Source organism: Pseudorhizobium tarimense (assembly GCF_022968135.1).
Lineage (GTDB): Bacteria > Pseudomonadota > Alphaproteobacteria > Rhizobiales > Rhizobiaceae > Neorhizobium > Neorhizobium tarimense.
This window is the reverse complement of record NZ_JALJRA010000013.1, coordinates 51,453-65,678: the sequence shown is the minus strand read 5'-3', so window position 1 is coordinate 65,678 and position 14,226 is coordinate 51,453. Positions and strand designations below refer to the sequence as shown.

The following is a 14,226-nucleotide window of genomic DNA, read 5'->3' as shown; positions in this document are numbered from 1 at the left end:
GAAAGATTCGCCGTGGAGCCGTTAACAGCGCGTAAACCTGCATCCTTGGTGGCAGATTTATGACGGACGCCCTCCCCTCTTCTGAGGCTTCAAGCCGGTGCGGCCTTGCCACGTGCGACCTCTGGTCTACATAGGAGGTCATGTTGCCTTCTGATCCATCGCACGCCGGAGATGATCAAGACCCGCTTCAGCCTTTCGATCGGCTGGTCAAGACGCTGGTCGAGGAACCCGACCAATGGGCACTTTTTCTTGATATCGACGGCACCCTCATCGATCTTGCCCCGTCGCCGGATGAGATCGTCGTTCCGCAGGACCTTCCGGGTCATCTTTCCTCAGTCTCGCAGTACCTCGGTGGAGCGCTTGCGTTGGTCACGGGCCGCGCCCTGCCCTATGCCGACGAACTTTTCCAGCCTCACCAGTTCCCGATCGCCGGCCTCCACGGCTCGGAGCGACGGCTGGCCGATGGAACGTTGGATTGTGTCACGGCAACCGAAGCGCTCGAAGAGGTCAAGAACGCGCTATGCGTTGCAGCCGGACGTTGGCCGGGCATCCTCATCGAGGACAAGGGCGCCGCGGTTGCCGCGCATTATCGCCAGGCTCCGGAAAGACGCGCCGAACTGGAAGAGGTGATGCAATACTACCTGCTGCAGGCAGGAAATGATTTCACGCTCCAGCGCGGCAAGATGGTGTTCGAGATCCGTCCGGCACGCGCCGACAAGGGCGGAGCGCTGGAGGCCTATCTCACCGAACCGCCCTTCAAGGGACGCCGTCCGATTGCGATTGGCGATGACGTCACGGACGAGGCGATGTTCAAGGTCGTCAACGGCATGAACGGCAGGTCCATTCGCGTCGCCAAAAACAGCGATGGCACCGAAGCACGCTCGGTGATCGCATCTGCCGCCCTCGTTCGCGATGCGCTGGCAGGCATCGCGGAACAGATCGCACAAAATGATCTATCTCAGAAAGGAAGACGCACTTGAGCCGCCTCGTGGTCGTTTCCAACCGGGTTACCTTGCCAGCCAAGGGCGGCGCTGCGCCAGCCGGCGGCCTTGCCGTCGCCCTTCAGGCAGCACTGGAAGAGCGTGGCGGCATTTGGATGGGCTGGTCCGGCAAGTCTAGCGGCACGAAGGACCCAGAAGTCCTTTCGCTGCAGGAACATGGCAAGATCACCTATGCCCTGACCGACCTCACCAAGACGGATGTCGAGGAGTATTACGAGGGTTTCGCCAACCGCGTGCTTTGGCCGATCTGCCATTATCGTCTGGATCTGGCGGAATACGGCCGAAAGGAAATGGCCGGCTACTTCCGCGTCAATCGCTTCTTCGCCCACCGACTGGCACCGCTTCTCGAGGAAGACGATGTCATCTGGGTGCACGACTACCACTTGATCCCGCTGGCGACCGAGCTGCGTCAGATGGGTGTCAAGAACAAGATCGGCTTCTTCCTGCACATTCCCTGGCCGCCGGCCGACGTGCTGTTCGCCATGCCGGTGCACGAGGAGATCATGCGGGGCCTGTCGCATTATGATCTTGTCGGCTTCCAGACCGACCATGATTTGTCCAATTTCGGCGGAGGTCTGGTGCGCGAGGGCATCGGAGAAGCGCTGGGAGATGGGCTCTTCACCTCCTACGGCCGCACGTTCAAAGGCGGCTTCTATCCGATCGGCATCGAGACCAAGGCCTTCTCGGAGTTTGCAACCAAAGCGGCACGTAATATCATGGTCCGCAAGGCGCGCCAGAGCATCGAAGGCCGCGACCTGATTATCGGCGTCGACCGCCTCGACTATTCCAAGGGCATCACGCAGCGCATCGATGCCTTCGAACACTTCGTCAAGAACAATCCTGGTTACCACAACAAGGTCACCTATCTGCAGATTACCCCGAAGTCCCGCTCCGAAGTGCCGGAATACGAAGCCATGCAGCGCACGGTTGCGGAACAGGCCGGCCGCGCAAACGGCGCGATCGGTACGGTTGATTGGGTGCCGATCCGCTACATCAACCGATCGATCGGGCGACCGGTGCTTGCCGGCCTTTACCGTCTGGCAAAGATCGGGCTCGTGACCCCGCTGCGCGACGGGATGAACCTCGTCGCTAAGGAATACGTTGCGGCGCAGGATCCGGATGATCCGGGCGTTCTGGTGCTTTCGCGGTTTGCGGGAGCTGCGCGCGAGCTGAAGGGCGCTCTCCTGGTCAACCCTTATGACATCGAGGGGACGGCGAACGCGATTGCTCGGGGGCTCAGCATGTCTCTCGAAGAGCGGCAGGAGCGGTGGCGCCGAATGATGGACCACCTGCTCGAGCACGACGTCATGCGCTGGTGCGACGACTTCCTTGCTGACCTTGCGCCGGGCCGCTAGGCAGCTTCCAGTACCCGCTCCTTGAGCGTCTGGAACAGATGCTGCCCGTCGAGCGAGGCCGGATCAAAGCTTGTCTTCTCGGCCAGGCCGGAGAGATATTCGTCGGCTTCTCCAAGCTTACCAATATAGGCCATTGACCAGTTCCCGAAGCTGTGTTCGGCGACTGGTTCGAAGGCGACGAGTTGTACGTTCCCGTGCCGGCTGTCCTGTTGGATGCGTTCGAAGGTCGCCTCGACCGACTCCTGTTCGCCTTCGAGGACCTGAACGGAATAGCCACCGCTGAACATGAGGGCGCCCGTGAGGCTTTTGTCCCAGGCGTCCATGATCGCTCATATCGCGGCGGTTTCGGCCGTTGCACAGCAAGAACGGCAGAGGGCTCTCCTTGTCCTCCACATCGACCGGCTGCAGGGCCTGCGGAATCGCTCGCGCTCACGACGGCTGGCAAGCTGCTCAAGAAGATCGCAGGGCGCATAACCGGCCATCTGAAGGCGGAGGCCCATGCGGCTCGCCTGGATGGCGAGAGCTTCGCAGTCTTGTTGAATGCAGGAGCAGAGTCGGAGGCGATGGAGCAGGCTCGGACGCTCATCGATCTGATTTCCCGGCCATACATCGTCGACGGCCAGATGCTGCATGTCGGGGCCAGCATCGGGATCACCATTCTCTCTGGACAGGCCGTCGATGCGGATGAGCTGATGCGCAAGGCAGCCGTCGCCTTGCTTCACGCTCGGCAGGGGGCGGTGACGGCGCGCTCGGCATCTATTGCGATGATCTGAACGAACAGGTGCGCCGCCGCCGCGCTCTGGAAGGGGATCTGCGGCAGGCGTTCGCCTTAAGGGAGCTAAGGCTCGTCTACCAGCCGCGATACGAGCTGGATGGCGACCGGCTCGTCGGGTTTGAGGCTCTTGTGGGGCGGACGCATCCGCAACGCGGTCCCGTTTCCCCGGCCGAGTTCATTCCGGCCGCAGAGGACATGGGCCTCATCACCCAGATGGGCGAGTGGATTCTTCGCACAGCCTGCCGTGAGGCGGCGACGTGGCCAAAGCCTTTGACAGTTTCGGTAAACATTTTCCCCATCCAGTTCCGCAATCCGCAGATCGTGGCTGTCGTGACCTCTGCACTGGCCGCCGCAGGCTTGCCGGCATCGCGTCTCGAACTGGAGGTGACGGAAGGTGCCCTGCTGCTCAACAGCGCGCCCATCATGGAAAGCTTCCAGCAGCTCAAGGCACTTGGTGTTCGCTTTGCCATGGATGACTTCGGGACCGGCTATTCCTCGCTGAGCTACCTGCAGAAGTTCCCCTTCGACAAGATCAAGATCGATCAATGCGGGTGGCAGTCAACCCCTGCGTCCGAGTTCCGACCTAGGCGGCCTTCACCCATCTTATGTTTCAGAACGCTTCCAACGCCTTGAGACCTTGCGTTCCGTCGCGGGGTAGGTAACGCAATCCTACTCGATTTCACAGGACGCCAAGCCGATGAACGAACTAGCACCGGAACGGATATCCCAGGTTCACGACCTCATTCAACCGCAGATCCGGCGAACGCCTGTACTTCGGGCGGATCTGGCAGATTTTGGGGGGAAAGCTCTTCCTTTGGCGCTGAAGCTGGAGTTCCTGCAGCATTCCGGCTCCTTCAAGGCGCGCGGCGCATTCTCGCACCTGCTGTCGCGCGAGACCCCCAAGGCGGGAGTGGTGGCGGCCTCGGGCGGCAACCATGGCGCCGCCGTCGCCTATGCTGCCTCTCGGCTGGGCGTACCCGCGACGATCTTCGTCCCTGGTCTCACGTCTCCAGCGAAGATGGCGAAGATCCGGAGCTACGGCGCGGAGCTTATCGTCGGTGGCGATTTATATGCCGATGCTCTGGCTGCAAGCGAAGCGTTCGTCCAGTCGAGCGGCGCCCTGGCCGTTCATGCCTATGATCAGGTCGAGACGCTGCTGGGCCAAGGAACGCTTGGGAAAGAGATCGAGGAAGACGTTCCGGAGATGACGACGCTGCTGGTTGCTGTCGGTGGCGGCGGATTGATCGGTGGCATTTCCGCCTGGTTCCGCGGACGCGTGAAGATCGTGGCGGTGGAATCGGACGGTGCGCCGACGCTTTACAAGGCAATGGAGGCGGGTAGGCTCGTCGATGCGGAAGCGGGCGGTATCGCTGCGGATTCGCTTGCGCCCCGTCAGGTCGGTCAACTGATGTTTCCGCTGGCGCAGCAGTTCGTGCAGCCGCCGATCCTGGTCAGCGACGACGATATCCGATTAGCTCAGAAAGCCCTCTGGAACGGCGGGCGCATCGTCGCCGAGCCGGGCGGAGCCGCAGCTTTTGCTGCACTTCTTTCCGGAAAATATCAGCCCGCAGAATACGAGCGCATTGCTGTCCTCATCTGCGGCGCCAACACGACGGCGGTCAACTTCGACTAAAGGGTATCACGCCGCCTTGGCCACGTGATACTCCTTGATGGCGGCCATCCTGATCGCCGGGTAGCGCTCCGCTTCGTAGCGCAAGGAAAAGGCATCCTGCGCCAGGAAAACGGGATCGCCATCCAGATCGCGGGCAATATCGCCGCGCTTGACCGTGAGGAACTTCTCCAGCTCCGCCGGCTTATCAGATGAGATCCAGCGGCAGACGGAGAAGCGGGACATCTCGAACGAGACGGGCAGCGTGTACTCCGCTGAAAGACGCTCCTTCAGGACGTCCAACTGCAGGGCACCGACGACGCCGACGATGGCCGGCGAACCGTCCTCGGGCGAGAAGAGCTGCACGACGCCCTCCTCCGCCATCTGTTGAAGCGCTTCCTTCAGCTTCTTCGCCTTCATGGCGTCCTCCAGCCGCACGCGGCGCAGGATTTCCGGCGAGAAGTTCGGCACGCCCTGGAAGACCAGCTGCTCGCCTTCGGTGAGCGTATCGCCGATGCGGAGCGTCCCGTGGTTCGGGATGCCGACGACGTCGCCTGCATAGGCGGTATCGGCAAGCTGCCGCTGGGAAGCGAAGAAGAACTGCGGCGCGGTGAGCCCAAGATGCTTACCGGTACGGGCAAGCCGCGCCTTCATGCCGCGCTCCAGCTTGCCGGAGCAGACGCGCGCAAAGGCGATGCGGTCACGGTGGTTCGGATCCATGTTGGCCTGTATCTTGAAGACGAAGGCCGTCATCTTGTCTTCGGCTGCGTGCACGGTGCGGGTGTCGGCAACCTGGTCGCGCGGGGGTGGGGCGAAATCGCCCAGCGCGTTGATCAAGTCGCGGACGCCGAAGTTGCGAAGCGCTGAGCCGAAGAAGACAGGGGTCATGTGCCCCTCGAGGAAGGCCTGCTTGTCAAACGGGCGGCAGGCTTCGCGCGCGAGTTCAAGTTCCTCGATGAAGGTGTCCCGCTCGTTTTCCGGTAGCTTGTCGGCAATCGCCTGCGGTCCGTTCACCTTCGTCGTCACCACCTGCGTATCGGAACCGCGGAAGCTGTTGTGAGCGAGGTGATAGGCTCCACAGAAGGTCTTGGACCGGCCGACGGGCCAGGTGACCGGTGCGGTATCGAGCGCCAGCTTCTCCTCCACCTCGTCCAGAATCTCGAAGGGGTCGCGGCTTTCGCGGTCCATCTTGTTGATGAAGGTGATGATCGGGATGTCGCGTATGCGGCAGACCTCAAAAAGCTTCAGCGTCCGCGGCTCAATGCCTTTGGCGGCGTCGATGACCATGACGGCCGCATCGACCGCCGTTAGCGTGCGGTAGGTATCATCGGCGAAGTCTTCGTGGCCGGGCGTGTCGAGAATGTTGAAGACATTGCCGTCATACTCGAAGGTCATCACCGAGGTGACGACGGAGATGCCGCGTTCGCGCTCGATCTTCATCCAATCCGAACGGGTCTGGATGCGGTCCTTCTTTGCCTTCACCTCGCCTGCGAGCTGGATGGCGCCGCCGAACAGCAGCAGCTTTTCGGTGAGCGTCGTCTTACCCGCATCGGGGTGCGCGATGATCGCAAATGTACGGCGGCGGGAGACCGCCTCGGCGAGACTTTCGGCCATATCTGGTAAATCCTGTCGGTTGCCGCTTATCTAGCGATTCCGCGGCACATATGCAATTGACCGGGACGAACCGAAGGAGACTGCCCATGCGCGAGGTCATCGGACCCCTCGTCACCCTGATCCGGCTTCCGCACGGAGAAGGCCTGCCGCTGCCAAGCTACGAGAGCTCGGGGGCCGCAGGCATGGACCTGCGGGCTGCCCTGCCGGAGGGTGAGCCGCTGACGCTTGAGGCGGGTGAGCGCGCGCTGGTGCCGACCGGCTTGGTGTTCGAACTTCCCCAAAATTTCGAGGCGCAGGTGCGGCCACGATCTGGCCTGGCGTTCAAGCACGGCGTCACCTGCCTCAATACGCCGGGAACGATCGACAGTGATTATCGTGGCGAGGTAAAGGTGCTGCTCGTCAATCTTGGACAGGAAGCGTTTTCCATCGCGCGCGGCATGCGGATTGCGCAGATGGTGGTGGCGCCGGTGATCCAAGTGCGTGTTCAAGAGGCTGGCGAGGCCGGCTCGACGCTGCGTGGGGCAGGCGGGTTCGGCTCGACCGGTGTCTGACTGAGCAAACCCTACCTCGGCCTGCCTTCTCCGTGGAACAAATTTCTGCGGCATTCTGCCGATCCGCTCTTCCTTCGCTGGCCTTGCGGCGAAACTCGCCCTACCTTGTCGGCAACCTAGGGAGAGCATCATGGCAGACACAAAGAAGCATGGCCGCGGCCGGATCTATTCCTCCATTACCGAAACGATCGGTGACACGCCGATCGTGCGCCTCGACAAACTGAGCAAGGAGAAGGGCGTCAAGGCAAATCTTCTCGCCAAGCTTGAGTTTTTCAATCCCATTGCATCGGTCAAGGATCGCATCGGCGTCGCAATGATCGAGAGCCTAGAAGCCCAGGGCAAGATCACGCCCGGCAAGACGACGCTCGTGGAGCCCACGTCGGGCAACACCGGCATTGCACTTGCCTTCGCTGCGGCCGCAAAGGGTTACAAGCTGATCCTGACCATGCCGGAGACCATGTCGATCGAGCGCCGCAAGATGCTCGCCCTGCTCGGTGCCGAACTGGTGCTGACAGAAGGTCCGAAGGGGATGAAGGGTGCCATTGCCAAGGCAGAGGAACTCGCTTCGACTCTTCCCGATGCGATCATCCCGCAGCAGTTCGAGAACCCGGCCAATCCGGAGATCCACCGCAAGACCACGGCCGAAGAGATCTGGAACGACACCAATGGCGCGGTCGACATCTTGGTCTCCGGCATCGGCACCGGCGGCACGATCACCGGCGCCGGCCAGGTCCTGAAGGGTCGCAAGCCGGAGATCAAGGTCATCGCCGTTGAGCCGACCGACAGCCCGGTGCTGTCCGGCGGCAACCCTGGCCCGCACAAGATTCAGGGCATTGGCGCCGGCTTCGCGCCCACGATCCTCGACACCGAGATCTACGACGAGGTCGTGACCGTTTCCAACGACGAAGCATTCGAAATGGCACGTTTGGTCGCCCGCCTCGAAGGGGTGCCGGTCGGGATCTCCTCCGGCGCGGCTTTGACTGCCGCGATCAAAGTGGGCAGCCGCGAGGAAAACGTCGGGAAGAACATCGTCGTCATCATCCCCTCCTTCGCCGAACGATATCTCTCCACGGCATTGTTCGAAGGCCTGGGCGGCTTATCTAGCGAATAGCGAGTGTCGAGTGTCGAGTGTCGAGTGTCGAGTGTCGAGTGTCGAGTGTCGAGTGTCGAGTGTCAGACCGACTGATGGTCTGCACCGCAAGCCGTCCGCATTCTCCAGTTCCCTATTCGCTATCCCCCATTCGCTCACATTACTACGCCGCCGCTGCCAGCCGTTTGCCGGCCATGCGGTAGGAACGGGAACGCCTTCTTTGCCATGAAATGCAACTGTAGAGACGCGTGCCACCATATTCCCGCCTCCAACCTAATGTCCGAGGACCGCAACATACATGCCTTCCGCATCAGCGAACGCAATCCTGCACAGAAATAGAATAAACAAGAACATCCGGGGAATGAGTTCCCGCTCGCGCTGTGCCTAGGTTGCAAGCGGTTGTAAAGCAGGAACAAAGCGGCGCTGGATGAGGAATGCCTTAGCGGCGCTTGGCCTCGATTGCGTCCCACAGAAGGGCCGCAACATCGGCGCCGCCAAACTTCTTCACCTCGCGGATGCCCGTTGGAGAGGTCACGTTGATCTCCGTCATGTAGTCGCCGATCACGTCGATCCCGACGAAGATGAAGCCACGCTCCCGCAACGCCGGACCGATCCGCTCGCAGATCTCCCGGTCGCGAGTCGTCAATTCCACGGCCTCGGCACGCCCCCCGACATGCATGTTGGAGCGGCTGTCGGTCTCCGCCGGCACGCGGTTGATGGCACCGACGGGCTCGCCGTCGACCAGCAGGATGCGCTTGTCGCCCTTGCGCACGGCCGGCAGATACGCCTGCGCGATATAGGGCTCGCCGCGATAGACCTGCTCGAACATTTCCAGCAGCGAGGTAAAGTTGCGGTCGTCGCGGGTGGAATGGAATACGCCGGCGCCGCCATTGCCGTAAAGCGGCTTCAGGATGATGTCGCCCATCTCCTGACGGAAGGTGGCGATCTCTTGGACGTCGCGGCTGATCAGGGTGGCCGGCATCAGGTCTGCGAATTCGGTAACGAAGATCTTCTCCGGCGAGTTGCGGACCCAGGCGGGATCGTTGACCACCAGCGTCTTCGGATGAATGCGCTCAAGCAGGTGTGTCGAGGTAATGTAGCCCATGTGGAAGGGCGGGTCCTGCCGCAGGTGGATCACGTCCATGGCCGACAGATCGACCCGCTCGCGGTCGCCCAGCGTATAATGGTCGCCCTTGACGTCGCGGACCTGCATCGGCTCGACGGCGGCGAAGATCTTGCCGTCGCGCATGGTCAGCCGATCGGGGGTGTAGTGGAACAGCTCGTAACCGCGCGCCTGCGCCTCCAGCGCCATGGCGAAGGTGGAATCTCCAGCAATGTTGATGCTGGAGACATGGTCCATCTGGAATGCGACCTTGCGAATGCGTGCCATAGCCCCTACCCCTTGTAAAATGCCCGCCTGATGTAGGACGACGGACCGTCAAAGGCAACGGCTGCTCAACCCGCCGTCAAGCGACTTCCATGACGGACGGCTGACTTGCCGGAGCCGTTCCCGGCGCATGGATGCGCTTGCCGGTGTCACGGGCAAAGAAGTGCAGCCGCCGCGGATCGATCGCCAGCTTCATCTCGTCGGCGAGCGCGACATCGAGAGCCATGGACGCCGTCAGCGCCTGGTCTCCGACGTGGCCGTGCACCAGACGTTGCGAGCCGAGTTCTTCGACATAATCCAGGCGGAACTGCAGGCCTTCCTCGTCCGACGAAGCGACCCGCAGGTCTTCCGCACGCAACCCCACGGTGACCTCCCCGGACGTCGGTGCGTGCCCGCCCAGCGTTAGAAGCGATGGCCCGACCGCAAGGCGATTGCCGTGCAGTTCGCCCTGCACGAGGTTCATCGCCGGAGAGCCGATGAAGCTTGCGACGAAGGTGGAGGCCGGCTGGTGATAGACCTCTAGTGGGGCACCGATCTGCTCGATCCGGCCACCATTCAGCACCACCAGGCGGTCGGCAAGCGTCATCGCCTCGAGCTGATCGTGAGTGACGTAGATGGAAGTCGTGCCGAGGCGGCGCTGCAGGCGCTTGATCTCACCACGCATGGAGACACGAAGCTTGGCATCGAGGTTGGAGAGCGGCTCGTCGAACAGGAAGGCCGCCGGCTGACGCACGATGGCGCGGCCCATGGCGACACGCTGACGTTGGCCGCCAGAGAGCGCACGCGGCTTGCGGTCGAGATACTGGTCGATCTCGAGCATGCGGGCTGCCTCGGCAACCCGCGCATCGATATCGGCACGCGGCGTATTGCGATTCTTCAGCCCGTATTCGAGATTCTGCCGCACCGTCATATGCGGATACAATGCGTAGTTCTGGAACACCATGGCGATGTCGCGCTCGGCCGGCTCAATCGTGTTGACGGTGCGGCCGCCGATCTTCACCTCTCCCTCGGAGATCTCCTCCAGCCCCGCTACCATGCGCAAAAGCGTGGACTTTCCGCAGCCGGAGGGGCCGACCAGCACGATGAACTCGCCGTCCTGGATGGTGATGTCAACGGAGTTGACCGCCTTGTTGCCGCCAGCATAGATCTTGGAAACCTGGTTGATGTCGAGGGATGCCATGACACGTGTTCCTTATTTGTCGCTTTCGGTCAGGCCCTTGATGAACCAGCTCTGGAAGATCACCACGATCACCACGGGAGGCAGCATGGCGAGCACCGCCAGCGCAAAGGCCTCATTGTAATCGGGGATCTGGGAGCCGATCCAGACCTGCAGGATCTGCTTGATGCCGCGCATCAGGGTGAAGAAGCGCTCGTCCGTCGTCATCAGCATCGGCCATAGATACTGGTTCCAGCCATAGACGAACATGATGATGAAGATTGCCGCGATCATCGTCCGCGACAGGGGGACGAGCACGTCGATGAAGAACTTGATCGGACCGGCACCATCGATGCGCGCCGCTTCCAAAAGTTCGTCCGGCACGGATTTGAAGAACTGCCGGAAGTAGAATGTGCCGGTAGCCGACGCCAGAAGAGGCACGATCAGGCCTGTGTAGGTGTTCAGCAGGCTGAGGTCGGACATGACCTGGTAGGAGGGCATAATGCGCACTTCGAGCGGCAAAAGTAGCGTCGTGAAGATCACCCAGAAGGCGAGCGTCGCAAACCGCATGCGGAAGTACACGATCGCATAGGCCGCCAGCATCGACAGCACGATCTTGCCCAGTGCAAATCCGATGCCGAGGATGAAGGAATTCATCACCATGCGCGACCCGGTTACCTGGCCGGTGAACCCGCCTTCGCGGGTGAGCACCTTTTCGTAGGTCTCTGCGAAGTTGCCACCCCATGTCAGCGACAGACCGTTGCTGTGGATGTCGGCGGCCGCATGCGTCGAGGTCATGAAGGCGACCACGACCGGCACCATGAGGAAGAGCGAGCCGAGGATCAGCACCAGATGGTCGGAGAGCTTGTTTTTCTGCATCGTCTTGCCCTCAGGTGTAGTGGATGCGCCGCTCAACGAAGCGGAACTGGAAGATCGTCAGCACGAAGACGACGATCATCAAGATGACTGATTGGGCCGAGGAGCTGCCAAGATCGTTGCCGCGGAAGCCGTCCTCGTAGACCTTGTAGACGAGCGTGATCGGGTTGTTCGCCGCCTTGTCCTTCACCATCACGTCGATGATGCCGAAGGTGTCGAAGAGCGAATAGGTGACGTTGATGATCAGCAGGAAGAAGGCGGTTGGCGCCAGCAGCGGCAGCGTCACCGTCCAGAACCGGCGGAAGCCGGACTTGCAGTCGATTGCTGCCGCCTCGCGCACCGAAACCGGCACGCTCTGCAGCCCGGACAGGAAGAAGATGAAGTTGTAGGGAACCTGCTTCCAGACGGCGACGACGATCATCGCGAAGGCGGTATCGGAATAGCTCAAGCCGACGCGCATGTCCCAGCCGAACCAGCTCGCCACTTCGACGAACGGGCCGATATGCTGGTCGAAGAACATCATGCCGATCAGGGCCGCCACGGGTGCAGCGATCGCATAAACGGAAATCAGCATGGTCTTATAGGCGGAGGAGCCGCGGATCACCGCATCCGCCTTCACCCCCAGCAGGAGGCCGATGGACAGCGAGAACAAAGTGACCAGGGCCGTGAACACCACGGTGAACAGCGCAATCCCGCGATACTGTGCGCTCGTCAGCACGTCCGTGTAGTTGCTCATGCCCACGAAGGTGGAGCCGAAGCCGAACGGATCCTCGATATAGAAGGATGAGCTGACCGCTTGGACGGAAGGCCAATAGAAGAAGATGAAAATCACCGCAAGCTGCGGCGCGAGAAAGAGATAGGGGAGGACGGGCGACGAGAACTGCACCCGCTTGGCACCTTCGGCAAAGACCTTCGGGCGCGGCTTGCGGGTGAGCCAGGGCAGGAACCGGGGTGATGGCGCGACATAGGCCAAGGCATATCCTCCTTACGGGAAGCCAGGCCGCTCCTTTTCAGGGCGGCCTGGCCTGTTCATTCAGAGGCTCAAATCAGCCGGCGGTCTTGGCGAAGCGGGCGAGCAGCTCGTCGCCTTCCTTCTTGATGGTTTCCATCGCGTCCTTGACCGATGTTTCGCCAGCGAAGATGCCGTTGTATTCGCGTTCCATAATAGTGCGGATCTGCGGGTAGAAGCCGAGGCGGTAGCCCTTGTTCCACTCGCCGCTCGGCAGCTGCAGCTGCTGGATGCCGACTTCGGCGGCAGGCTTTTCCTTATAGTAACCCTCTTCCTTGGCCAGTTCATAGGCAGCCTCGGTGATGGCGACGTAGCCGGTAGCCTGGTGGTAGAACTTCTGGATCTCGGGCGAGGTCAGGAAGTGGAAGAAGGACGCCGTGCACTTGTTCTCGGCTTCGGACTTGCCGGACATTGCAAAAAGCGCGGCGCCACCGATGAAAGTGTGAACACCTTCCGGGTTTACCGACTTCCAGTAGGGCAGGAAGGTTGCGGAGAACGGCATCTGAGCCGTCTTCTGCAGGCCGCCGAAGGAGCCGGACGAGCCGATCCAGAGGGCAACCTTGTTTTCTTCGAAGGGCTTCTGGTTGTCCGACCAGCCGGCACCGTAGTAGCCGAAGTAGCCGTTGTCGTGCCAGTCCTTCAGCTTCTCGTACATCATCACGTGGTTCGGATCGGTGACGTTGATCGTCGTGTCGACGACGCTGTCGTAACCGTTGTTGTTCGAGGCGAACTGGAGGTTGTGGCGCGAGAAAAAGTTCTCGGTGAACTCCCAGGTCAGCTGCGACTGGACGAGCGGGATGTAGCCGGCTTCCTTGAGCTTCGGAGCGATCGCTTCAAACTCTTCCCAGGTCTTCGGCGCCTCGACGCCGGCCTTCTTCAAGGCTTCGTCATTGATGTACATGATCGGCGCCGAGGAGTTGAACGGCATGCCGACGAACTTGCCATCGGAATCGGCGTAGAAGTAGCGGACGCCTTCGATGAAGTCGTCGCGGTTGAAGTCGTAGCCGGCGTCCTTGATCAGGTCTTCGGCGGCAACGGTCGCGCCCTTGGCGTTGATAATCGTGGCAGCACCTGCGTCAAACACCTGCAGGATGTTCGGCTGCTCGCCGGAACGGAAGGCAGCAATGCCGGAAGCGAGCGCTTCTTCATACGTGCCCTTAGAAACGGGTGTCAGTGCACACTCGCTCTGGGATTGGTTGAACTTCTGCGAAATCTCGTTGATGACTTCGCCGTTGCGGCCACCCATGCCGTGCCACCAGGTGATGTTGGTTGCGGCCAGCGAAGACGTGGCAGAGAATGTGACCGCAAGAGCGGCCATGGAAAATTTCGTGATCATGACTTGGTCCCTTCCCACTGGTTGATCGGTGAGCAAGCCAATAGGGGCGGCAAGTGACAGGGCCTTAACGGTTTCATGTCAGGCAGGTGACAAGCCACCAAGCGTTTGCAAACGTGCTCAAAAACCTAAAAGCCGTCCGGAAAATGCCTTGGCAACCGGCGAGGCATAACGACCACGATGTCGTATCTGCTGGACAACTTGACCGCATCCCGCTGCGTTGAAAGCCAGATCTCGCTTGCGGCCCCGATGCGCCTTTGTGCAGTAAAGCTGACCGCATCGACCGCTTCCTGCTCGCCCGCACGCGCCTTCACCTCGACGAAGACCACTAGGTCGCCCTTGCGGACGATCAGATCGATCTCGCCGGCCTTGGTGCGGTAGCGCAAGGCGACGAGCCGGTAGCCCTTGGCGAGCAGATAGAAGGCAGCGAAATATTCCGCCAGGTGCCCTCGCCTCTCCGCCCGGCGCCG

Annotated in this window: 14 protein-coding genes and 1 pseudogene; 7 read left to right on the top strand and 8 right to left on the bottom strand. The window is 61.3% G+C overall.

Features of this window, described 5'->3' with window-relative positions; genetic code table 11:
- Positions 1-140 precede the first annotated feature (140 nt).
- On the top strand, positions 141-980 hold the full coding sequence (otsB, locus tag MUU54_RS16410; RefSeq protein ID WP_247245104.1) for a trehalose-phosphatase: 840 nt from the start codon (positions 141-143) through the stop codon (positions 978-980).
- Positions 977-2,356 carry an alpha,alpha-trehalose-phosphate synthase (UDP-forming) gene (otsA, locus tag MUU54_RS16405; protein ID WP_247245103.1) on the top strand — a complete coding sequence of 460 codons (1,380 nt, stop codon included), beginning with the start codon at positions 977-979 and terminating at the stop codon, positions 2,354-2,356. The genes otsB and otsA overlap by 4 nt, the downstream gene beginning before the upstream one ends.
- Here otsA and MUU54_RS16400 read toward each other — a convergent pair.
- Complete coding sequence (locus tag MUU54_RS16400) at positions 2,353-2,679, bottom strand: BLUF domain-containing protein (protein WP_247245102.1); 327 nt, start codon at positions 2,677-2,679, stop codon at positions 2,353-2,355. The two genes, otsA and MUU54_RS16400, sit on opposite strands and share 4 nt — an antisense overlap.
- Here MUU54_RS16400 and MUU54_RS16395 point away from each other — a divergent pair.
- The 3 genes from MUU54_RS16395 to MUU54_RS16385 all read left to right on the top strand — a co-directional run bounded on the left by MUU54_RS16395 (position 2,566) and on the right by MUU54_RS16385 (position 4,764).
- Positions 2,566-3,129 (top strand): GGDEF domain-containing protein, encoded by a 564-nt coding sequence (locus MUU54_RS16395; protein WP_247245101.1) that lies wholly within the window; start codon positions 2,566-2,568, stop codon positions 3,127-3,129. The genes MUU54_RS16400 and MUU54_RS16395 overlap by 114 nt on opposite strands.
- A gap of 8 nt (positions 3,130-3,137) precedes the next feature.
- Positions 3,138-3,764: an EAL domain-containing protein gene (locus MUU54_RS16390; RefSeq protein ID WP_247245100.1), complete on the top strand. Its 627-nt coding sequence runs from the start codon at positions 3,138-3,140 to the stop codon at positions 3,762-3,764.
- 64 nt (positions 3,765-3,828) lie between these two features.
- Positions 3,829-4,764: a threonine/serine dehydratase gene (locus MUU54_RS16385; protein WP_247245099.1), complete on the top strand. Its 936-nt coding sequence runs from the start codon at positions 3,829-3,831 to the stop codon at positions 4,762-4,764.
- A 6-nt stretch (positions 4,765-4,770) separates the two neighbouring features.
- On the opposite strand, the gene MUU54_RS16380 is transcribed toward MUU54_RS16385, so the two are convergent.
- Entirely contained in the window at positions 4,771-6,354 is a 1,584-nt protein-coding gene (locus tag MUU54_RS16380; protein ID WP_247245098.1) for a peptide chain release factor 3, read from the bottom strand.
- Positions 6,355-6,440: 86 nt separating this feature from the next.
- On the opposite strand from MUU54_RS16380, the gene dut reads away from it, so the two are divergent.
- Both dut and cysK read left to right on the top strand, forming a co-directional pair.
- Positions 6,441-6,905, top strand: a complete 465-nt coding sequence (gene dut / locus MUU54_RS16375) for a dUTP diphosphatase (RefSeq protein WP_247245097.1) — start codon at positions 6,441-6,443, stop codon at positions 6,903-6,905.
- 130 nt (positions 6,906-7,035) lie between these two features.
- On the top strand, positions 7,036-8,016 hold the full coding sequence (gene cysK, locus MUU54_RS16370) for a cysteine synthase A (RefSeq protein ID WP_247245096.1): 981 nt from the start codon (positions 7,036-7,038) through the stop codon (positions 8,014-8,016).
- 418 nt (positions 8,017-8,434) lie between these two features.
- Here the strand turns inward: cysK and gshB are convergent, their stop codons facing one another.
- The 6 genes and pseudogenes from gshB to MUU54_RS16340 form a co-directional block, all read right to left on the bottom strand.
- Positions 8,435-9,385 (bottom strand): glutathione synthase, encoded by a 951-nt coding sequence (gene gshB, locus MUU54_RS16365; protein ID WP_247245095.1) that lies wholly within the window; start codon positions 9,383-9,385, stop codon positions 8,435-8,437.
- Positions 9,386-9,461: 76 nt separating this feature from the next.
- Positions 9,462-10,562, bottom strand: coding sequence for a sn-glycerol-3-phosphate import ATP-binding protein UgpC (locus MUU54_RS16360; RefSeq protein WP_247245094.1), 1,101 nt, complete (start codon positions 10,560-10,562; stop codon positions 9,462-9,464).
- A 12-nt stretch (positions 10,563-10,574) separates the two neighbouring features.
- A complete protein-coding gene (ugpE, locus tag MUU54_RS16355; RefSeq protein ID WP_247245093.1) occupies positions 10,575-11,417 on the bottom strand; it encodes a sn-glycerol-3-phosphate ABC transporter permease UgpE in 843 nt (280 codons plus the stop codon).
- A 10-nt stretch (positions 11,418-11,427) separates the two neighbouring features.
- Positions 11,428-12,357 carry an ABC transporter permease subunit gene (locus MUU54_RS16350; RefSeq protein ID WP_247245176.1) on the bottom strand — a complete coding sequence of 310 codons (930 nt, stop codon included), beginning with the start codon at positions 12,355-12,357 and terminating at the stop codon, positions 11,428-11,430.
- 103 nt (positions 12,358-12,460) lie between these two features.
- A complete protein-coding gene (locus MUU54_RS16345) occupies positions 12,461-13,759 on the bottom strand; it encodes an extracellular solute-binding protein (protein WP_247245092.1) in 1,299 nt (432 codons plus the stop codon).
- A 125-nt stretch (positions 13,760-13,884) separates the two neighbouring features.
- Positions 13,885-14,226: pseudogene (locus MUU54_RS16340) on the bottom strand (YraN family protein); the annotation flags it as partial.